18 protein-coding genes are annotated in these 21,228 nt (G+C 53.1%); 5 read left to right on the top strand and 13 right to left on the bottom strand.

Features of this window, described 5'->3' with window-relative positions; genetic code table 11:
* Positions 1–43: 43 nt before the first annotated feature.
* The gene (locus EPIR_RS09305) at positions 44–1,036 is read right to left on the bottom strand and encodes a 2-hydroxyacid dehydrogenase (RefSeq protein ID WP_023655116.1); all 993 of its coding nucleotides are present in this window, start codon (positions 1,034–1,036) and stop codon (positions 44–46) included.
* Between the two features lie 182 nt (positions 1,037–1,218).
* Between EPIR_RS09305 and EPIR_RS09300 the strand changes: the two genes are divergently transcribed.
* The 3 genes from EPIR_RS09300 to EPIR_RS09290 are packed head-to-tail and all read left to right on the top strand — an operon-like array spanning position 1,219 to position 4,361.
* Positions 1,219–3,852, top strand: coding sequence for a YdbH family protein (locus tag EPIR_RS09300; RefSeq protein ID WP_048697260.1), 2,634 nt, complete (start codon positions 1,219–1,221; stop codon positions 3,850–3,852).
* The gene (locus EPIR_RS09295; RefSeq protein ID WP_048697258.1) at positions 3,836–4,027 is read left to right on the top strand and encodes a YnbE family lipoprotein; all 192 of its coding nucleotides are present in this window, start codon (positions 3,836–3,838) and stop codon (positions 4,025–4,027) included. The genes EPIR_RS09300 and EPIR_RS09295 overlap by 17 nt, the downstream gene beginning before the upstream one ends.
* Positions 4,028–4,037: 10 nt before the next feature.
* The gene (locus EPIR_RS09290) at positions 4,038–4,361 is read left to right on the top strand and encodes a YdbL family probable chaperone protein (RefSeq protein WP_048697256.1); all 324 of its coding nucleotides are present in this window, start codon (positions 4,038–4,040) and stop codon (positions 4,359–4,361) included.
* 89 nt (positions 4,362–4,450) lie between these two features.
* On the opposite strand, the gene EPIR_RS09285 is transcribed toward EPIR_RS09290, so the two are convergent.
* Entirely contained in the window at positions 4,451–5,056 is a 606-nt protein-coding gene (locus EPIR_RS09285; RefSeq protein ID WP_023655112.1) for an FMN-dependent NADH-azoreductase, read from the bottom strand.
* Positions 5,057–5,286: 230 nt separating this feature from the next.
* Here EPIR_RS09285 and hrpA point away from each other — a divergent pair, with 230 nt between their 5' ends.
* Positions 5,287–9,186, top strand: coding sequence for an ATP-dependent RNA helicase HrpA (gene hrpA, locus EPIR_RS09280; protein WP_048697253.1), 3,900 nt, complete (start codon positions 5,287–5,289; stop codon positions 9,184–9,186).
* A 40-nt stretch (positions 9,187–9,226) separates the two neighbouring features.
* On the opposite strand, the gene EPIR_RS09275 is transcribed toward hrpA, so the two are convergent.
* The 7 genes from EPIR_RS09275 to rstA form a co-directional block, all read right to left on the bottom strand.
* Positions 9,227–10,096 (bottom strand): N-acetylmuramoyl-L-alanine amidase, encoded by an 870-nt coding sequence (locus EPIR_RS09275; RefSeq protein WP_023655110.1) that lies wholly within the window; start codon positions 10,094–10,096, stop codon positions 9,227–9,229.
* Positions 10,097–10,185: 89 nt separating this feature from the next.
* Positions 10,186–10,992 (bottom strand): trypsin-like serine peptidase, encoded by an 807-nt coding sequence (locus EPIR_RS09270; protein WP_023655109.1) that lies wholly within the window; start codon positions 10,990–10,992, stop codon positions 10,186–10,188.
* Between the two features lie 116 nt (positions 10,993–11,108).
* Positions 11,109–11,189: a small membrane protein YdgU gene (ydgU, locus tag EPIR_RS19340; protein WP_476729625.1), complete on the bottom strand. Its 81-nt coding sequence runs from the start codon at positions 11,187–11,189 to the stop codon at positions 11,109–11,111.
* 89 nt (positions 11,190–11,278) lie between these two features.
* Positions 11,279–11,725: an acid resistance repetitive basic protein Asr gene (gene asr / locus EPIR_RS09265; RefSeq protein ID WP_023655107.1), complete on the bottom strand. Its 447-nt coding sequence runs from the start codon at positions 11,723–11,725 to the stop codon at positions 11,279–11,281.
* 152 nt (positions 11,726–11,877) lie between these two features.
* Positions 11,878–13,362 (bottom strand): carboxypeptidase M32, encoded by a 1,485-nt coding sequence (locus EPIR_RS09260; protein WP_023655106.1) that lies wholly within the window; start codon positions 13,360–13,362, stop codon positions 11,878–11,880.
* Between the two features lie 22 nt (positions 13,363–13,384).
* The gene (gene rstB / locus EPIR_RS09255; protein WP_023655105.1) at positions 13,385–14,659 is read right to left on the bottom strand and encodes a two-component system sensor histidine kinase RstB; all 1,275 of its coding nucleotides are present in this window, start codon (positions 14,657–14,659) and stop codon (positions 13,385–13,387) included.
* Positions 14,656–15,384: a two-component system response regulator RstA gene (rstA, locus tag EPIR_RS09250; protein WP_023655104.1), complete on the bottom strand. Its 729-nt coding sequence runs from the start codon at positions 15,382–15,384 to the stop codon at positions 14,656–14,658. Before rstA ends, rstB begins: the two co-directional genes overlap by 4 nt.
* 240 nt (positions 15,385–15,624) lie before the next feature.
* Between rstA and EPIR_RS09245 the strand changes: the two genes are divergently transcribed.
* A complete protein-coding gene (locus tag EPIR_RS09245; RefSeq protein WP_023655103.1) occupies positions 15,625–16,035 on the top strand; it encodes a hypothetical protein in 411 nt (136 codons plus the stop codon).
* 3 nt (positions 16,036–16,038) lie between these two features.
* On the opposite strand, the gene EPIR_RS09240 is transcribed toward EPIR_RS09245, so the two are convergent.
* The 4 genes from EPIR_RS09240 to EPIR_RS09225 all read right to left on the bottom strand — a co-directional run bounded on the left by EPIR_RS09240 (position 16,039) and on the right by EPIR_RS09225 (position 21,209).
* Positions 16,039–17,430, bottom strand: a complete 1,392-nt coding sequence (locus EPIR_RS09240; protein ID WP_023655102.1) for a basic amino acid/polyamine antiporter — start codon at positions 17,428–17,430, stop codon at positions 16,039–16,041.
* Positions 17,431–17,636: 206 nt separating this feature from the next.
* Positions 17,637–18,587 carry a DUF1471 family protein YdgH gene (gene ydgH / locus EPIR_RS09235; RefSeq protein WP_023655101.1) on the bottom strand — a complete coding sequence of 317 codons (951 nt, stop codon included), beginning with the start codon at positions 18,585–18,587 and terminating at the stop codon, positions 17,637–17,639.
* A 364-nt stretch (positions 18,588–18,951) separates the two neighbouring features.
* Positions 18,952–19,218, bottom strand: a complete 267-nt coding sequence (locus tag EPIR_RS09230) for a DUF2534 family protein (protein WP_023655100.1) — start codon at positions 19,216–19,218, stop codon at positions 18,952–18,954.
* A gap of 23 nt (positions 19,219–19,241) precedes the next feature.
* On the bottom strand, positions 19,242–21,209 hold the full coding sequence (locus EPIR_RS09225) for a TonB-dependent copper receptor (RefSeq protein WP_023655099.1): 1,968 nt from the start codon (positions 21,207–21,209) through the stop codon (positions 19,242–19,244).
* Between the last annotated feature and the right edge of the window lie 19 nt (positions 21,210–21,228).

Below are 21,228 nucleotides of genomic sequence, written 5' to 3'. Positions count from 1 at the left end.
CACTGGCCTTAGCTTCCGGGATTGAAACTCTCTTCTTATCCGATCACGGGGTCAGCAGGTTATCGCAGGGTTCACCTTTTTCTAACAGCCGCAGATTCTCCAGCGTAGTGTGTGAAATGTTGGTTAACGCTTCGGCAGTGAGGAATGCCTGGTGCCCGGTGAACAGCACGTTATGACAGGCGGACAGACGACGGAAAATATCGTCCTGGATGACGTCGTTGGATTTATCCTCGAAGAACAAATCGCGCTCGTTTTCATAGACATCCATCCCTAACGCACCAATTTTTTGCTGTTTAAGTGCTTCTATTGCTGCCTGTGAATCGATTAATCCGCCCCGACTGGTATTTATCACCATAACCCCTTGTTTCATCTCGGCAAAGGCACTCTCGTTAAGCAGATGGTGGTTTTCCTCCGAGAGCGGGCAGTGCAGAGTAATGACGTCAGACTGGCTGAACAAGGTTTCAATATCGACATATTCTGCGCCCAGTTCCACAGCCAGAGGATTCGGCCAGGGATCGAAAGCCAGCAGGCGCATACCGAAACCTTTCAAAATGCGCAGTACGGCAAGTCCTATTTTACCCGTGCCTACCACTCCGGCGGTACGGCCGTGCATATTAAAGCCAATTAAACCTTCAAGCGAAAAATTGGCGTCGCGCGTGCGTTGGTATGCGCGATGGATACGGCGGTTAAGCGTCATCATCATGCCCACCGCATGCTCAGCTACCGCTTCCGGCGAGTAGGCTGGGACACGGACGACTTTTATACCCAATTCAGCGGCTGCACCCAGATCAACATTATTGAACCCCGCACAGCGCAGGGCGATAAATTTGACCCCCAGCCCGGCCAGCTCTTGCAACACCACCCGGCTGCCATCGTCATTGACAAAGATGCAAACCCCTACACAGCCCTCGGCATTTTTTGCCGTCGTTTCACTAAGCAGAAAATCGAAAAACTCAAATTCAAAGCCATAGTCCGCATTGACCTGCTGAAGGTATTTCCTGTCATACTGCTTATTGCTGTACACCGCAATTTTCATGGTTTTACTCCTTTATCTGCACATGATTCGTTATCTTTCAGTGTAACAATTAATGCTCGGTTGGGGGACTGGCCCAAAGGAAAAGGCAGCACATCGGCCCTATTGCCGTGAAATACTTCACCCTTGTGCCATTCCATGCCATCATTTAATCAATAATCACGGACTGAACAGGATTTGCCGCCATGAAACAGGGCTGGATGAGAGCGTTAGCTGCACTGATGGCAGTTATCTTGCTACTGAGTGGGCTACTTCTTACCGTGACACAATGGCTGCCGACACTGGCCGGTTTGTGGCTGCCGCAAAATACTACCATCGCTCTTGATGGCAATCCCCGCTGGCAGCAAGGGGCATTACGGCTGGCCGGTGTGCATTATCGCGTTGGCGACTGTGAGCTGGCGACAGTTAGCGCCGTGGCACTCTCTTACCGTCAGTCACGCTGGCAGCTGTCTGCCGATGCGGTATCAATTGACAGCGCCTGTGCAGCGAAGATCCCGGCATCTGACAACCGTCAGCAAGCGCCACGATCTCTGGCTGAATGGCAGAATATGCTACCGCCTGCCGATGTGAGCATTGGTCAGTTGGCCGTTGCGCCCTGGCAGAACTGGAGCGGGGGGCTGGCGTTACACACCGACGCCCAGCACCAGCATCTGGAGTACCGGGGAAAGAACCTGACGTTGCAGGCTGAAATTGATGGCCGGGATCTGGCAATAAAGACCTTTAAGCTAATGGCTCCCGGCATGTCGCAGCCCGTTATGCTTAACGGTACGCTCAATTTGCCTGCAATCCCCGACAGTCTGCCTGAATCCGGCGCGTTACACAGTAATCTCAGGCTTGATGGCATACCCGACCCGATCGCCGTGGAACTCAAATGGCAACAGAACAGCGGAAAGCTGCTTGTCCGCAGTGAAAATCATCCCACCCCGTTACTGACATTGCCGTGGCAAATAACGCCACAGTTGATTGACATCAGGCAAGGGCAGTGGAACTGGCCATGGTCCACCCAGCCTCTTGCAGGCTCCGTCACGCTAAGTGCAAAAAACTGGCAGCAGGGGTTAGCGGCAACGGAAATAGCCGGTCGTCTCAATCTTCTGACCCAGGGACGCGGCGGAAAGGGTAACGTGGTGCTTAGCCTCGGGCCGGGGCGGCTTGATTTGCAAGATAGTGAGTTACCGTTACGGCTTACCGGCGATGCGAAGATGATGAAACTACAGTTTTATGCCGGACTCCCCGGCATGTTACGAGGCTCACTAATCGATCCGCAGCTGGAACTGTTGCCCGGCGCACTACTGCGCATGAAAGGACAATTGCTCTCGACGCTGGAGGTCGATGAAGCGCGCTGGCCTCTGGCTGGCGTAGTCGTTTCTTCCGCTGGAATTACCGGTCGTTTACAGGCCATTCTTAGCGCCCATAATGGGGATATGGGGCGCTTCCGTTTGCATCTTGATGGCCGGGCCAGCAACTTCTGGCCGGACAAAGGGCTGTGGATGTGGCGCTACTGGGGCAAAGGCTATCTTGCGCCGCTGGCAGCAAAGTGGGACGTGAACGGCCGTGGTCGTTGGCAGGACACGCTGATTGAACTGGATACCTTGTCGACTGGCTTTAACCGTCTGCGCTATGCAGGCACCACAATGGATGCCCCGCGCCTGACGTTGGCTAAACCCCTTCTTTGGCAGCGTGATCCGGCACGGCCTTCGTTCGACGGTCAGCTAAACCTGAAGGCCAAAGAAACACGCCTCGGTAGCGGGGGGTATTTGCCGCCATCGATTTTAACCCTTGGGGTGAAAGGGCGCGATCCGGCCTGGTTCCTGTATAACGGCAGCCTGAAAGCCGGTGAGATTGGTCCTGTACAGGTGCGTGGACGCTGGGATGGCGATCGGCTGCGCGGCCAGATGTGGTGGCCACAACAGTCGCTGCGCGTTTTCCAACCGCTAATCGCCCCTGATCTGAAAATATCAATCCAAGGCGGACAGTTAAAAGCCCAGGTTGCCTTCTCCGCCGCTGCCGATCAGGGGCTGAAAGCCGGTGGGCACTGGCTGGTCACCAACGGCAACGTGTCGATGCCCGATAATGCATTCGAGGGGGTCGATTTCTCTTTGCCTTTCCGTCTGGAGGCGCAGCGCTGGTATTTTGGCGCTCATGGCCCGGTGGCACTGCGCATTAGAGAGATCTCCAACCAGTTTGCTCTACAAAATATTACCGCAGATTTGCAGGGGTGGTATCCGTGGAGCAGTGCTAATCCGCTCCGGCTCTCCAACGTCAATATTGATGTTCTTGGGGGGCAATTGAGCATGGAGAGTTTGCAAATGCCGCAAACACGCGCCGCCAACGTGCAGGTAAAGCACGTTGATATGTCCAGACTGGTGAGCGCGATGAAGTTAAAGCAGCTCGCCATTTCCGGCAAAATTAACGGCGCGTTACCGCTCTGGCTGAATAATTCACGGTGGCTGATCAAAGGCGGATGGATCGCCAACGGCGGGCCGTTGACGCTGCGTATGGATAAGGATATGGCGGATGCCATCAGCGGTAATAATTTTGCCGCTGGTGCTGCCATAGATTGGCTACGCTATATGGAGATATCCCGCAGCTGGGCAACTGTCGATCTTGATAATCTCGGTTGGATGACGATGACGGCGAAGGTGAATGGTTCCAGTCGTTTCAGTAACCGCAACCAGCAGGTATCGCTGAATTACACCCAGCGCGAAAACCTGTTTCAACTTTGGCGCAGCCTGCGCTTTGGCGACAATCTGCAAACTTGGGTAGAAGAGAATGCTGCCCTGCCGCTGCATAAGGAAAAGAGTGATGAAAGCCCTGATTAGCTTAGCAATAGCCAGCTCCATATTGCTGTTAAGTGGTTGTGTTCCGCGTATTGAAGTCGCCGCGCCGAAAGAGCCGATTACCATCAATATGAATGTCAAAATTGAACATGAGATCCATATCAAGGTGGACAAAGATGTGGAAACCTTGCTCAAAAACAACAGCAGCCTGTTTTGAAGGAATACCTATGAAACAACTGTACCGGAGATTACTGCTGTGCTGTTTGCTGCTGTCACCTGCCGCGATGGCTTTGACGCTTGACGAAGCGCGTCAGCAGGGGCGGGTGGGCGAAACGCTGAGCGGTTTTATCGCGCCCATCCAGCAGGATAGTGTGACCCTGGAGCTGGTCAGGCAGATCAACGCAGGCCGTACTGAGCAATACCAACTACTGGCGCAGCAAAATAATCTCTCTGCGCGAGAAGTCGCCAACATCGCCGGACAAAAACTGGTTGAGCGGGCAAAGCCCGGTGAGTTTGTTCGTGGGATTAATGGGCAGTGGATGAAGAAATAACCCTGCTGCCGACAGCGGCAGCATGGCTGTATCCGATTTCGTCACAGGAGTTAACCTGGTACGTCATCCCCCTGCCCGTGGAACACCTGTCAGGCCGTCACAATCTGCGAAATGACATCTTTTGCCTCGCTGGTGGCTTTCGCTGCCACTTCCGGACCGTAAGCAATACCTTCAGCGAAAACAAACTGCACATCGCTCATACCCAGGAAGCCGAGGAAGAGGGTCAGGTAGGGGGTCAGCAAATCGCTTGGGGTATCTTTGTGAATACCGCCACGGCTGGAAAGAACCACCACTTTTTTATCTTGGATAAGGCCTTCAGGACCCTTTTCGGTGTAGCGGAACGTCACGCCTGCACGAGCAACCAGGTCAAAATAGTTTTTCAACTGGGTAGGAATGTTGAAGTTATACATGGGGGCGGCGATCACGATGGTGTCGTGTGCCTGGAGTTCAGCAATCAGTTCATCGGACAGATCCAGTGCTTCCTGCTGGCGCGGGGTTAACGCGGCATCTGAAGGACGCAATGCGCCAACCAGCTCGCCATCAAGAACCGGGACGGGGTTGGCTGCCAGGTCGCGTTCGGTGACTTCATCATCAGGATGGGCGGCTTTCCACTCAGACACCAGATAGTCGGCGAGCTGGCCAGACTGAGAGTAACCGGCAAGAATACTTGATTTCAGGACTAATACTTTGCTCATGGTTTTTTCCTGTGCTGTCATACGGAGATATTCCGCTCGTTGATTGATACTTTACGGATAAATGCGCGCCAGTGTAAGTGCGAGTTTTCGATAACTATGTTCGAAAAGTTTGAATAAGTTCCCGCTGCGCATTTGAATCGCTAAGTCCCTGTCTGTGTTACACTACGCGTCATTCTGCCCCTGATTAATCCCTGTTGCCCATGCAGGCGCAACAAAGCGAGACTATTACCATGTCTGACACCTCACAATCTATCCTCACAGCGCTGTACTCCCGTCTGGATACGCTGATGCTACGTGACCGCCAGCGTCTGTTGCGCCGCCTGCAGGGTGCCAAAAAAATCAAAAATTCAACGCTACCAGAGGCGTTGGTTGAAGAGCTGAGCGCCGAAATCACCCTAGCCGAACAGCGGATAACGGCACGGCGGGCGGCGACCCCAACGATACGCTATCCAGAAAATTTACCGGTCAGTCAAAAGAAGCAGGAGATCGCCGATGCCATTAGCGCCAATCAGGTGGTGATCGTGGCGGGTGAAACCGGTTCGGGTAAAACCACCCAGCTACCGAAGATCTGCCTGGAGCTGGGGCGTGGTATTCGCGGGTTAATCGGCCATACGCAGCCACGTCGGCTTGCCGCTCGTACCGTGGCGGAACGCATCGCCTCTGAACTGGAAATCTCCCTTGGCGGTTGTGTCGGCTATAAGGTGCGATTTAACGACCGGGTAAGTGATACCACGCAGGTGAAATTGATGACCGACGGCATTTTGCTGGCGGAAATCCAGCAGGACCGCCTGCTGATGCAGTATGACACCATTATTATTGATGAAGCGCATGAGCGCAGTCTGAACATTGATTTTATTCTCGGTTATCTGCGTGAGCTGCTGCCTAAACGCCCTGATCTCAAGGTCATTATCACTTCGGCCACCATCGATCCGCAGCGTTTCTCGCGCCATTTCAACCATGCGCCGGTAATTGAAGTTTCCGGGCGTACCTATCCGGTTGAGGTGCGCTACCGCCCGGTGGTGGAAGAGGCTGATGACAGCGAACGCGATCAGCTACAGGCAATATTCGATGCGGTAGATGAATTGGGGCGAGAAAGCCGTGGTGATATTCTGATCTTTATGAGCGGTGAACGCGAAATCCGCGACACCGCCGATGCGTTGAACAAACGCGATCTGCCGCACACGGAAATACTGCCGTTATATGCTCGCCTGTCAAATGCCGAACAGAATCGCGTATTCCAGTCCCATGCCGGACGGCGCATCGTGTTGGCTACCAACGTTGCAGAAACGTCTTTGACGGTGCCAGGGATCAAATATGTTATCGATCCCGGAACGGCTCGTATCAGCCGTTACAGCTTCCGCACTAAGGTACAGCGTCTGCCGATCGAAGCCATTTCCCAAGCTTCAGCGAACCAGCGTAAAGGGCGTTGCGGCCGCGTCTCCGAGGGCATTTGCATCCGTCTGTATGCGGAGGATGATTTCCTAAGCCGTCCAGCCTTTACCGATCCGGAAATTCTGCGTACCAATTTGGCGTCAGTTATCCTGCAAATGACCGCGCTGGGTCTGGGCGATATCTCCGCATTTCCGTTCGTAGAAGCGCCGGATCGACGCAACGTTCAGGACGGTGTTCGCCTGCTGGAAGAACTGGGCGCGATTACTCTTGCTGATAATCAGCATTATCGTTTGACACCTTCCGGACGTGCGCTGGCCCAACTGCCCGTCGATCCCCGGCTGGCAAAAATGGTGCTGGAAGCGCAGAAGTATGGCTGCGTGCGTGAAGTGATGATCATTACCGCCGCACTGTCGATTCAAGATCCGCGTGAGCGTCCAGCCGACAAAAAGCAGGCATCGGATGAAAAACATCAGCGGTTTGCCGATAAAGAATCTGACTTTATCGCTTTTGTTAATCTTTGGAACTGGCTGCAAGAGCAGCAAAAGGCGCTGTCATCCAGCCAATTCCGTCGTCAGTGTAAAACGGACTACCTTAACTATCTGCGCGTGCGTGAGTGGCAGGATATCTATACCCAGCTCCGGCAGGTAGTGCGTGAGCTGGGACTGCCGGTCAACACCGAACCGGCAGAGTTGCGCGAGATCCATACCGCACTGCTGACCGGGCTGTTATCGCATATCGGCCAGAAGGACAGTGACAAGCAGGAATTCACCGGGGCACGCAACGCCCGTTTCGCCATTTTCCCCGGTTCTGGGCTGTTTAAGAAGCCGCCAAAGTGGACGATGGTGGCCGAACTGGTTGAAACCAGCCGTTTATGGGGGCGCATTGCCGCACGCATTGAACCGGAATGGATCGAGCCTGTCGCACAGCACCTGATAAAACGCAGCTACAGTGAACCGCACTGGGAAAAAGCGCAGGGTGCGGTGATCGCCAGCGAAAAAGTCACGCTGTACGGTTTACCCATTGTTGCCGCACGTAAAGTGAACTATGCCCCGATCGATCCGCTGCTGTCGCGCGAGCTGTTTATCCGTCATGCTTTGGTTGAGGGCGACTGGCAGACGCGCCACGCCTTCTTTAAAGCCAATCTGAAGCTGCGTGCAGAAGTGGAAGAGCTGGAGCACAAATCTCGCCGCCGCGACATTCTGGTGGATGATGAAACGCTGTTTGCATTTTATGACCAGCGCATTGGCCATGAGGTGGTTTCGGCCCGTCATTTTGACCGCTGGTGGAAAACCCTGAGCCGGGATGAACCTGAACGTCTGAACTTTGCCAAAGAGATGCTGATCAAGCAGGGCGCAGATAAAGTCAGCCAGCTCGACTACCCGAACTTCTGGCACCTGGGCAATCTGAAGCTGCGTTTAAGCTATCAGTTTGAACCAGGCGCTGATGCCGATGGCGTTACGGTATTTATCCCACTGCCATTGTTGAATCAGGTGGATGACAGTGGTTTTGAGTGGCAAATCCCCGGCGTGCGCCGCGAGCTGGTGATTGCCTTAATCAAATCGCTACCTAAGCCGTTACGCCGTAACTTTGTCCCTGCGCCGAATTATGCTGATGCTTTCCTCGCACGGGTTACTACGACTGAAATACCACTGCTGGATTCACTGGAACGAGAATTTCGCCGTATGTCGGGTGTCACGCTGGAGCGTGATTCCTGGCAGTGGGATCTGGTTCCCGATCATCTCAAAATCACTTTCCGTATTGTCGATGAGCAAAACCACAAGCTGGCGGAAGGCAAAGATCTGACCGCGTTAAAAGCGCAGTTAAAGGGAAAAGTACAGGAAACGCTGTCGCAGGTGGCAGATGATGGGCTGGAACAGCGCGGCCTGCATATCTGGAGCTTTGGCGACTTACCTGACCATTTTGAACAAAAGCGTGGCAATTACCGTGTGGAAGCCTGGCCCGCGCTGGTTGATGAGAAGGACAGCGTGGCGATCCGTCTGTTTGATTCACAGCACGAACAACAGAAGGCCATGTGGCACGGTCAGCGACGTCTGCTGCTGCTTAATATTCCTTCACCGATCAAATATCTGCATGAAAAGCTGCCGAACAAGGCCAAACTGGGGCTCTATTTTAATCCATATGGTAAGGTACTTGATCTGATAGATGACTGCATTGCCTGTGGCGTTGACAGACTGATAGCCGAATTCGGTGGCCCGAGCTGGCAGCAGCAGGGCTTTGAGCAGCTACACGACAAGGTACGGTCAGATCTGAATGAAGCGGTGGTAGATATTGCACAAAGGGTCGAACAGATCCTCACTGCCGTATTCAATATCAACAAACGGCTGAAAGGGCGCGTCGACATGACAATGGCGCTGGCACTGTCGGATATAAAAGCGCAGATGGGTGGGCTGGTGTATCGCGGTTTCGTTACCGGCAATGGCTGGAAACGACTGGGTGATACGCTGCGTTATTTGCAGGCCATCGAACGTCGACTGGAAAAGGTTGCGGTCGACCCTCACAGCGATCGCGCCCGCATGCTGAAAGTTGAATCTGTGCAGCAGGCCTGGAGCACCTGGTTGAACAAGCTGCCGCCGCAGCGTAAGGATGATGATGACGTACAGGCAATCCGCTGGATGATAGAGGAGCTGCGCGTCAGCCTGTTTGCTCAACAACTCGGGACGCCGTACCCCATTTCTGAAAAACGTATTCTACAGGCGATGGAACAGATCGTGGCGTAGCGCCTTTGCCAGCCCGCCAGGGCTGGCTTTCATTAACGGCTCAAAGCCCCGTGTTGTTTTCTTCGCGCAACATTTTTTGCGCCGAACGATATTTCGCAACCAGCGCAGCAGCAATCGCTTCTGTTTCCGCATCGGCTGTGCCAGTAATGTTGGTGGGTCGAAAATGCATCTGAAACGCACTGATAACTTTTTGGGTCTGGCTGTCTTCAATGCCGGTCTGTGGGATAGTAAATCCGTAGCTGGCGAGATCGGCCTGAATTTTGCTGACGGAACCGGTAGCGTAACGAGAGCGACCGGCAAGATAATGCTGAACCATATCGCTATCCGGCCAGGCACCAATACCCTGTTCTGCCAGCTGCTGCCACGGGAAGAGTGGGCCTGGGTCAAACTTACGTCCTGGCGCAATATCGCTATGTGCAACCACGTTATCCGGGGTGATGGCATAGCGCTGAATAATATCTTTCGCCAGGCTGGCAACCAGCCTGATCTGTTGGTCATCCCAAGGATACCAGTGTCTTCCACTGCTTGAATCGGTGAAGCCGGGATGAACAATCTCGATGCCAATTGAGCTGTCGTTAAGGTTGCTGCGCCCGTTCCAGTTGCTGGCTCCCGCGTGCCATGCGCGTTTATCTTCCGGTACCAGTTGATAGACCGTATTTTGCTTGATCAAAGGATCGGCCGCCGATGGAACAAGATAATGGGCGCTCACGCCACCCTCGGTCAGCAGGCGTAGCGATGTGGCATCATCGGTGGCGGTATAGTGTAGAACCAGAAAGCGCACGCGTTCGTTCTGGCTTTGGGAGGAATATTGCGTATTAAGCCGATAATTAGTCGACAGGGTCGAATTAGGAAACGGGTCGGCACAGCCCGCTAATAAAAGAGTAATAGTTGCCAGGGTGGTTTTTTTCATGACTTCTTCCTTGATGACTGTCTGGTGCGGCGACATTATCGTTCAATCGCCGGGTAGCGGAAATCCGTTTAATTACGATAAATCCCTCTTTACTGTGCCAGCGCATCCAGGCTGTCACGAAAAGCGGTAACGGCTATCGCCCGGTTATCGGCGAGATAGCGGTCTTTAGCGGCAGGTGCCGAGCTCTGTACGCCGATCAATTGCCACTCGCCATCAACGTTAAGCAGCAGCGGGGAACCGCTATCGCCTGGTAGCGTGTCGCACTGGTGAGACAGTACCGCTTTCTGCGCCCATCCGGTTACCAGGCAGTCGCTGTGCGAATAAAGTGTATCGAGGTGATCTTCCGGGTAGCCTGCCTGGGTAATCCGACGCCCGGTTGCCTTCAGGGCGGAAGTTAACGCCTGGCGCGAACCGGCAAAAAGAGGCAGTGGAACGATCCCAGAAGGGGGATTGCGCAGAACAATCAGACCAAAGTCATAAGGTGCCGCTGAAGATGGGACTATCCAACCGTCTCCATCTGCTTTTAATTTTCGTCCTAACGCCGGATCAACCCGCGCCTCGATATCGTGGATCTCATAACGCCAGCCACCTTTATCATTGGCGATAAAACGCAAAGCCACGGCTTTATCCAGTTTGCCTGGCGGGGAGAGCAAGCAGTGTCCTGCGGTCAGAGCCAAGTTGGGGGCGATCAGCGTGGCACTGCACAGATTGCCGCTGGCAGTCTCCAGTTGACCAATAGCTTCCCAGGGTGCGCGAGCCGTATTGTTGACCGGTTGACGATTGTCTTTGCCAAAGAACAGCGTGGTGGTATCTGCCTCATCGCGGGCATCATCATCGGCATGAGTATAAAAGGAACAGGCAAAGCAACCCATTAATAACACAGCTGTCAGGCGCATATTTTTCTCAGGCTTAAAGCGCGTTGGTATCAGTGATTTCGTTAGTGCAGTAACTATAGTCGTCCGGCACTAAAAGTGAGAGATTAATTTGAGATTTCAGCGCACTAGTCATGTTGTCACCAATAAAAGCTGGCGGCAATAATCCCACAGACAATCATGACAACCAGAATGATTTCGAATAAATAGCGACGTACCATCATCCGAAACTCCTTAAAAAAACACCCGGCATAACCGGGTGTTGTGTTGACTGTTTTGCGCGAGGTGTCGGCCACCCCTGCTATAGAAATTACGCTTTAGGAGCGGCTTTCTTTACAGCTTTGTGGTGTTTTTTAGCAGCCTGAGCTTTCTGGGCTACTGGCTTAGCTACTTTGTGGTGTTTTTTAGCAGCCTGAGCTTTCTGCGCGGCTGGTTTAGTCGCTTTATGATGCTTTTTAGCAGCCTGGGCTTTCTGCGCGGCTGGTTTAGTCGCTTTATGGTGCTTTTTAGCAGCTTGGGCTTTCTGTGCGGCTGGTTTAGTCGCTTTATGATGCTTTTTAGCGGCCTGAGCTTTTTGTGCAGCGGCCTTCTTGTGCTTCTTCACATGCTTAGCAGGCGCTTTAGCCGGTGCAGCAGCGGCAGGAGCGGCAGTGGTAGCAGCAGGTGCTGCTGCTGGCGCGGCGGCGGTTTCAGCAGCGAAGGCAACTGAAGACAGACCCATTGTCGCGGCGATGACCAGAGCTAATAATTTTTTCATTGCAAAACCCTCAAGTGTTTTAGTTCATCTGTCAGCCCACTGCGGGGCCGGTGAAAAGACTATATGTGAATGACAGAGAGCTTTCCGTGAGTGTTTGGTATCGGCGTGTAACCGATTGTACGAATCAAACGGCATATCCGGCCAATAAGGCATTACTTGAGATAGCGGCGTTCCAGATGCTGGCGGAAATAACCGCTATTTAAATCTTCTCCGGTGGCATTCTCAATCAGCTGACGAGTAGTGAAACGGCTGCCGTGCTGCCAGATGTTCTGCTGTAGCCAGTCAAACACCGGCTGCAAATCGCCCTGAAGAATATTTTCACCGACCTGGGGGATAGCGCGTTGCAACGCATGGAACAGCTGTGCGGCATACATCGCGCCCAGCGTGTAGGTTGGGAAATAGCCGAAAGCGCCGTCGGTCCAGTGAATATCCTGCATACACCCGTCGCGATAGTTGTCACCGACGTCAAGGCCAAGCCATGCCTTCATTTTCTCATTCCACAATAGCGGAATATCGTCGACCTCGATCTCGCCGGCAATTAGCGCCCGTTCGATTTCATAGCGCAGGATCACATGGGCTGGATAACTGACTTCATCGGCGTCGACGCGAATAAGACCCGGTTTAACACACTGATTAAGCGCAATAAAATGATCTACATCCATCCCAGGTTGTTCTCCGAGATGTTTAATGACCAGCGGATGGATCAGGCTAAGGAATTGCGGACTACGGCCAAGCTGTTTTTCGAAAAACAGGCTTTGCGACTCGTGGATTGCGGTAGAGCGAGCCAGGGCCACCGGCTGATTGGCCCACTGCTGGGGCAGGTTTTGCTCGTAACGCGCATGGCCGGTCTCATGGATCACCCCCATCATTGCGCTGATAAATTCCGCCTCGTTGTAACGAGTAGTTATGCGCACATCTTGCGGGACGCCGCCGCAAAACGGATGGGCGCTGATATCCAATCGACCTGCGTTAAAGTCGAAACCCAGTTGCTGCATAATCGCCAACCCCAGCTGCTGTTGGCTGGCCTGTGGGAACGGGCCGGAAGGGCGAACGATGTTCTCGTGGGACTGCTGTTCAACAATCTGTTGCAGCAGGTTGGGTAGCCACTGTTTCAGATCGCCAAAGGTTTTATCCAGTTGTGCGCTGGTCATGCCAGGCTCAAACAGATCCAGCAGGGCATCGTAACGCGAGCAGCCATTCGCCTGAGAGCGAATTTCTGCCTCCTCACGGCTGAGTTTAACCACCTCTTTTAGATTAGCGGCAAACCCCTGCCAGTCATTAGCCGGTCGCTGCTGACGCCAGGCATGTTCGCAACGCGATCCGGCAATGGATTTCGCTTCGACCAGCGAGGCAGGTAACAGTGACGCTTGCTGCCAGGCGCGCTGCATCTCATAAAGGTTGGCCTGCGCCACATCGTCCAGACTTTCTTGCTGCGCCTGCTGCAACCATTCTCCCACCTGTTTCGCGGTCAAAATTTCATGGCGCAGTACGCTCAATTCCGCAAGCGCTTCACCGCGTGCGCGGCTGCCTCCGGGGGGCATCATGGTTTGCATGTCCCATCCGGCGATGGCCGACAGGTGGCCGAAACGGGACAGGCGTTGGAAAGTACGTGTCAGATTAGTGTAGGCAGAAGTCATAGCATTCCTTAATCAATGGAGGTCAAGCGCGTGGCCAGCAGAAACGTATGCTGGCACCGCCCAGCGGGCTGCTGTCAATCGTCACATAGCCGCCAAAAGCCTGGGCAATAGAGTGGACAATGGCCAGCCCGAGGCCACAGCCGCCGGTGGCGCGGTCACGGCTGGGGTCGAGGCGCACAAAGGGTTCAAACACCCGTTCACGCTCATCAGGCGGGATACCCGGCCCATCGTCTTCCACCTGAAGACAAACCGTGTCACCGTCAAACCATAATCCCACCCGCAAACGTTTATCGGCGTAGCGCAGAGCATTGTTGACCAGATTATCCAGCACGCGCTCCATGAGCCGGGTGTCAGCAACAGCTAAATTTTCCCGCTGCGGCGTGTCCAGCTCAATTTCATATTCCGGTTGCAGCGTGCGGATGTCATGCAAACGTTCGTTCAACCACAGGGCGAGATCGAGGTTTTGCAGGTTCAGATTCACTTCTGGACGATCGAGACGTGCATAGGTAAGCAATTCTTCAATCAGCGACTCCAGTTGGCCAACGTCGCGATTGAGCGCCGCTAACTCCGCTTCTGTCAGATTATCACTCATTTCCAGCCGATAACGCAGGCGCACTAAAGGAGTACGCAGCTCATGGGCTATGCCGTCAATCAGCTGTTTTTTACTGGCAACCAGCGTATTAATATTATCTGCCATCTGATTGAACGCCACGCCCAGACGCAACAGGCTGGAAGCGCTGTCAAAATGTATTCGCTCATCCAGATGACCCTGGCCCAGCCGCTGTGCGGCATTTTCCAGCTTGAGCATGTCTTGCCAGTGTGGGCGCATCCAGATAAACACCGGAAAGGCGAGTGAAATACCGATAAATGCCAGGAGGCCAATATCAAGAATGCGCATCTCATGCAGGAAGAATAAGTAGGGAATAGGGCCAACTGCCAGCACATAATGGCTACGCGGGATATGTTGCAGGAAAGTGTATTCTTCATCCAGCGCGACAATCTCCCCTGAACGCAGACGACGCATAGTATTGGGATCGAGCTGATATTTGCTCATTGGCTCAATATGCATTTTAAATGACAGGTTCAAATCAAGATTATCAATGGTTTTGTTCCAGTCACGCGGCGGGATTTCGCGCAGCTCACTGCGCATCAGGTAGAGTGAGCTTTTCATCAGGTCGTTCATGGACTCACGGCCGGCACGCTCGGCGGTAAATTTGTAAACCAAACCGACCAGCATCGCCATCACCAAAAAGCAGACGAACAGCAGCAGGTAAAACTGAATAAACAGCTTTTTCATGAAGCATCCCAGGCATGCGGGGCAAACAGATAACCCTTGTTTCTGATCGTTTTAATCCGGTAGGGTTCGGTGGCGCTGTCCAGCAGCTTTTTACGCAGGCGTGAAATAGCAACATCAATGCTGCGATCCATGCCATCGTAGCTGACTCCGCGCAGGGTCTTCAGAAGGGCATCGCGATTGAGGATCGAGCCTGCATGGGTGGCTAACTCCCACAAAAGGTCAAAATCCGCCGTGGAAAGCGCGACCGTTTCGTCTGAAAGTGTCACCTGGCGGTTGACCGGATCGATGCTCAAAGTGCCAAAACGCAGTGCTTTCTGCCCGGCAATGCTTGGTGAAATCTCCTCATGCTGGTTGCCACCTCGTGCCTGTCGCAGATGCAGACGCAGACGCGCCAGAAGAACAGCAGGGGGCGTGGTTTTGAGGATGTAGTCATTAGCCCCCATTTCCAGCGACAAAATATGATTCATATCACTGTCAAGTGAGGTCAGCAGCACGATCGGGCCTTGCCACACGTCGCTGCTGCTCAGGTCACGGCAGAGGGTCATGCCATCTTTACCTGGTAGCATAATATCCAGCATCACCAGATCGGGATTGGTGGCAGCGATAGTGGCTTCAGCACGATCGCCCCGACTTTCAACAATGACGTCAATATCGTGCCGACCGAGATAGGCAGCAATCAGTTCGCCAACATCTTTGTCGTCTTCGACAAATACAATTTTGTTCATAGAGGCAGATATCTGGGTTGGGAATATAGGCTAGCTTATCCTGTCCGGCACGCCACGACTATGAGTTGGCATAAATTATGTCCCTGCATTCACCCACATAAAGTCGGTCATGCTGGCACTGTCTTCGCTTACAACGTGACCCAAGCCTAATTATTTAGAGTATATCTGGTATAATCCAGGTCGACTATGTCATCATAATCAGCAGGGTTGTTAAGGCAAATTTGAACGGAGAGAACAGCGTTGGAAAAGAAACAGGCTTCAGTTGACTGTAGTTCGCCCATCTGCCTGAACTATATCGATTTCCTTTCCGCCTCATGCAAAAAACAATGGCGTTTTGTTGATGCAATCTACGGCGTTATTCCTTTTTTCGGTATGATCACCAGAAAGCCTGCCGACATGCCACAGCCATCTGCAGAACAACTGAAAGCGCTGGCGCTGCAAATCATCTCTACCCAGGTCAGTGATGAAATTAATATTGCGCGTCTCATCACCCTCGCCCGACAACAGCAGATAGAGCAATTTGATATTTTGCTGCCTTATTTTCTTTCAGAACAGCAGCTGGACGGTATTCGTCAAGAATACGCCAGGCCGCTCGATATTGAGCAGCATGACGACCGTCTTAGCGTCAGTATCCTGCCGCTGGCCCATTAATCACTAGCTAACCAGCATCCACATTGCTGGCATGGCTGCCAGCATAAGCATAGCCATCAATGCCTTTTCTACTACATGGAGTGGCTGGCTTGCTCTTCCTCCCCGACGTGCATAAAGAAACAACAGTATCCCCGGCGCATAGAGTACGACCGAAAGCAGCAGATGCAACGGCCCCGACGCATAGAGTAGCCACAGACCATAAGCGCTGGCGCCGAACGCCACCAGCGTTACCGCCGGTTTTTTCAATCCGCGCGCTATCTTGAGAAGATAGGCACCCACCAATAAATAGGGTACGAGGATCATTTCTGAGGCGATGGTCAACAACGTACTGTAGTCGGAGCCGGTCAGCCAAATCAGGATCAAACTGACCTGAACGCAGCCGTTAGTCAACCACAGTGAGGCTGCCGGTGCTCCGCGATCGTTTTGGCGGCTCAGGCTGCGCGGGAAAGCGCCGTGCTGTGCGGCGATCAGTGGCACCTCGGCGGCCATAATTGTCCAGCTGAGATACGCGCCGCATACGGAAATAATCAGCCCGGCAACGATCACCAGATTTCCCCACGAGCCAATGAGTGTTGTCATCAGGCCTGCCATTGAGGGGTTGCGCATTTCTGCCAGCTCGGTCCTCGGGACGATGCCCAGCGACAACAGAGTGACCAGCAGATAGATGCCCAGCGCGGCGATAACGGCCATCAGCGTGGCGCGGCCAATATCGCGTTTATCGCGCGCCCGTGATGACACCACCACCGCACCTTCAACACCAATAAACACCCACAGCGTGATCAGCATCGTGTCTTTCACCTGCTGCCACACCGGTTTACTTAGCGAAAGGCCGGTAAAATCGAAACGGAAACGTTCATAGTGAAAAGCGGCAATCGCCAGCAAGATAAACAGTCCAAGTGGCAACAGTTTACCCAGTGTGGCCACCAAATTAATACTGGCCGCCGTCTGCACGCCGCGCAGCACCAGTGCGTGGACCAGCCATAATAACAGGGAAGCACCGAGCATCGACTGCCAGGTATTACCATTGCCCAATATCACATTACCAGGAGAATCGGTAAAAAAACTCATGGCGGAAAAAACGATCACCAGATAGGAAACGTTGGCGATCACCGCACACAGCCAGTATCCCCAGGCAGAACAGAATCCAACTAATTCACCAAAACCCGCCTGGGCATAACTGAAAATCCCGCCGTCCAGATCGGGTTTGAGCCTGCTCAGCAGCAGCATGGCCAGCGCCAGCAGCACGATCCCCACGCCGGTAATCGCCCAACCAATAAGCAGTGCGGCCGGACTGGCGACAGCCGCCATATTTTGCGGCAAACTGAACACCCCGGCACCCAGCATCGAACTCAGTACCAGCGCCGTCAGTGTGCCCAGGCCTAATTTTTTGTCCAAAAAATACCCCAGATTCAGAATAAAATGCCAGTTGATGTGATTGATTCAGGTTTAACTTAGTCAGTGAGCAATAAAAAACAAAGAAAGCGCTAAATTGGCGGGCGATTTTACGGAGAGAGGAGTCAGTATGCAATGACTTACTATGCAAAAACGGACGAGGATTATTCAAAAGGGGGAGGCAGAGTACCTCCCCCCACAAACCTGGATTACTTAAACAGGTCGGCAGAGACGGTCAGATTGCCGCCGCTCTGATTAGACCACTGCCGGGTAACGTGGTAGTACTTGGCACCTTTGGAAATGGCCCGGCGGCCTACCTCTTCTGATACTTCTGTCGGCGTACTGAAGTGGCCGGTAAAAGTAATGCTGTCAAACGGCTGCATCTGGGCCGCAGTAACTACATTCACTTCCTGTACGCTTTTACCATTCGGAGTGGTGACGGTGTAACGCTTGCCGGTTGAACTCTGGGTTTCGAAGAAACGTCCCACTTTATTGCTTGGCGTTTCAGCAGAAGCCACTCCGGGTATTTCAACCTTTTTCGCCGCCGCTCCGCCGGCAGCAAGGGCCGCTTTACCGGCTTCCGAGTCGGCAGGGACAAGGTTGGGTGACTGAACCTTGCGCTCAGGCGCGTTGGCTTTATAGATATAAGCGGTGATAATCTGGTTGCCACCGCTATTTGTGTCAATCTGACGAATAATAAAGAAAGACGCCGCCCCTTTGTCTTTCGCGGAACGGGTAATGGCATCATTGACATCAGGCTGGCTGCGGAAAAATCCGCTGGCGCTGACGGTGTCGTAGGGTTCAAGCGTATAGGCTTCTGCTTTAGTCAACTCACGCACGCCATTGATAATGCGATCTTTGTTCTTTGGTGCCGCAGGAGCGTCAGCATGGTACAGGTCAGCGGTGACATTCCAGTTGCCGCCGTTCCCGTTGGTATCATTGATGCCCTGTATATAATAGGAGTCAGCACCTAAGGCATCCGCACGCTTTGATACTGCATCACTCGCTTCGTAGATGGCGCTGAAACGCCCACTAAGGGTGATCCTGTCGAACGGTTTCAACGATGCTGCTTTTTCCGGAGTCAGTTCCTGTGCTGCCTGGGCGGACAATGCTGTGATTGATAGCAGCGCTGATGCCAGAATGGTGTATTTCAGCTTCATAAAATTAATCCTTCGCCTTACGCAGAAAATGAGTACATAAACCTGCTGGACATCTTGATGTGTAACATATTAGCCATCGATTATTACATGTAATAATGTTCCCTGTCTCAGCGATTTTTCATGTGACTGGCGTGACCTCTGTTACCGCACCAGGGCAGGCAGAAATGCCTGTGGTTGAGGGGCTTACAGGCGTGCCGGCGGGAAGGGAAGAGTCGTACCAGGGGGAAGACTTCTGGCTAAAACGCTTTCTGCGGGGAAATTGACTCTGCGCAGCATGGGTAAAATAATACGACCCGGTCATAAACCGGGTCGGGTATCGCTAAACCGCTCGTAATGCTGGGTTTTAGCGCCTTTTACTGGCCGTTCAAGACTGACTTTCCGACGACTGTTCGCCGATAAAGAAATACCAAAGCGGAATTGACAGCAGCAGGGTAAATACCGAACTGTAGATCAGGATCATAAAGAACTCAGACACATACAACTCAACTGGCCAAGTAGAGAAGGGCATATTGTATTCGTTTATCGCTCCTCCAATGATCGCTTTCGTCATCACTAATGCAGTGCAAACCAGCACACAGAGCTGGGCGATAAAGAAATTCCGGCGCTTCTTGCCAGGGGGAAACATTGCCATAATTTGTACTCCTGTACCTTTTATCAGAATTTAGCGCTTACTTTCGCCCACCAGGTGCGGCCAGGCTCATTGACCGGGCTGCTCCCGGAATAGCCGAAGGCGCTATTGCCCGCCAGGTTTAAATGTTCGCTGTAAGTGCGGTTAAAGATGTTATCTACACCGGCACTGACTTTGATGTCCTCGACAATTGCGTAGGCAGCATTGGCAGAGAAGATAGCAAATCCATTGCTGCGGTCAAAATCTTTGCCCACGACGTTACCTTCGTTCATCGCCACCCGATGCTGAGGGCTGACTAAACGCAGTAAGCCGGTGGTACTCCAGTCACCTTTCTGCCACGTCAGGCCAAGACGGCTTTCCAGCGGGGGCATTTGTGGCAACGGGCGTTTATCGGAACGGTTCTGACCCCAGGAGTAAGCCAGGCTGGCATCGGCTTTCAGACTGTCAGTCAATTTATAGTTCAACCCTGCCTCGCCACCCATAATGGCAGCATCAACATTGCCAACTCGTTTCGTGCCACCATTGGCTTCGTCGTAATTAAACAGAATAAAATCGCTGACACGACCCGCATAAGCGGAAACCCAACCGTCCAGCTTTTCACCGCTGTATTTTGCCCCAATATCCAGCTGAGTGGTTTTTTCAGGGGCTATCGAATCGAACGTGCTGGAGTGCCCATCAGCAGCCGTGCTTTTGGAAAACAGCTCCCAGAAGTCAGGAAAACGTTCGGTGTATCCCAAACCGGCATACAGCATCACCGGCAGGTCTTCCAGCGTATGTTCCAGCCGTATAAATCCGGCAGGCATGATGTCGTTTCTGGCTGCCTGACCGGTGGAGGTGAAATTATCCACCCAGGTCCTGTCAAGGCGCGCTCCGGTGACCAGCTTGTTTTGATCGTCTGCTGTCCAGCTCAGTTCGCTAAACACGCCGATATTATGAAAGCGGGCATCTTGCACCCACTGGCTAACGGCATACTTACGGTAGCTGCTGGTTTGCATATCCATACCGCTTTGAAGTTCAAAATCGGACCAAAGCCAGGTTCCCATCATCCGGCCGTTGACCGAACGCGTATCACGCTGTGAGGTTTTTTCTGGCACAATGCTGCCCCCCGAGTCGCGCAGGCTGTGATTATCCATCACATGGTTGGCATAATTGTAATGAATTTTAGCTTCAAACTTATCAAACACCTCACCGATATTTGATTTTTCGAAGCTGGCTCCCAGACTCTGACGCTTGAACTGCGCTCCGTCCATCGCTCGACCTGCGTAGCTCGCTTTACCATCCCCCGTGCCCGCCGTCAGTTCCAGCAGCGTATCTTTATCCGGCGTCCATCCCAGCGCCATATCGGCGTTCCATTTATCCCAACGCGACGGGATGCGGGTGCCATTACCGTCTTTATAGTCGCTGGCGCGCGAGGTATTGCCCATCAGTCGCATATAGCCATCTTCATTGCCAGTACTGAAATTGGCGTTTTCATCCCAGCGGCGGTTAGAAGCTGTCAGCAGACTGACATCGCCTTTGAGGGCTGCTTGATCGAAATGGGTAGTGGCGCGATCGAAACGAACGGTCCCCGCTGAATTCCCCGGCCCCCACAGGACGGTTTGTGGGCCTTTAACGATGCTAAGGAGATCGAAACTTTCCGGCGAAATGTATGAGCTTGGCGCATCCATCCGGCCAGGACAGGCCCCTAATATTTCACCTCCATCAGTGAGGATCCGCAGGCGAGAGCCGAACATGCCGCGCAGTACCGGGTCGCCGTTAGTGCCGCCATTACGGATTTGGGAGAATCCAGGCATGCTCTTTAAATGTTCGGAAGCATCGCTGGCAGACAGTTCTGGTGTTTTGGTTGACGTCACTGACGTCAGTGGCGAGGTAAGTGGGGCGGAAACGACAATGAGCGGTTCTTGATTGTCGGAGGATAATTCTGTCGCCGATACATGGCAGGCAGTTATTAGCGCAACGCTTAAAACCGATAAGCGGAAGTGGCGGTATGGCATGGTTAAATCCTTACGTACT

The organism is Erwinia piriflorinigrans CFBP 5888 (assembly GCF_001050515.1).
In the GTDB taxonomy this organism is placed as follows: Bacteria; Pseudomonadota; Gammaproteobacteria; order Enterobacterales; family Enterobacteriaceae; genus Erwinia; species Erwinia piriflorinigrans.
Note: the sequence above shows the minus strand (reverse complement) of the source record. Positions and strands in the feature narration are given on the sequence as shown.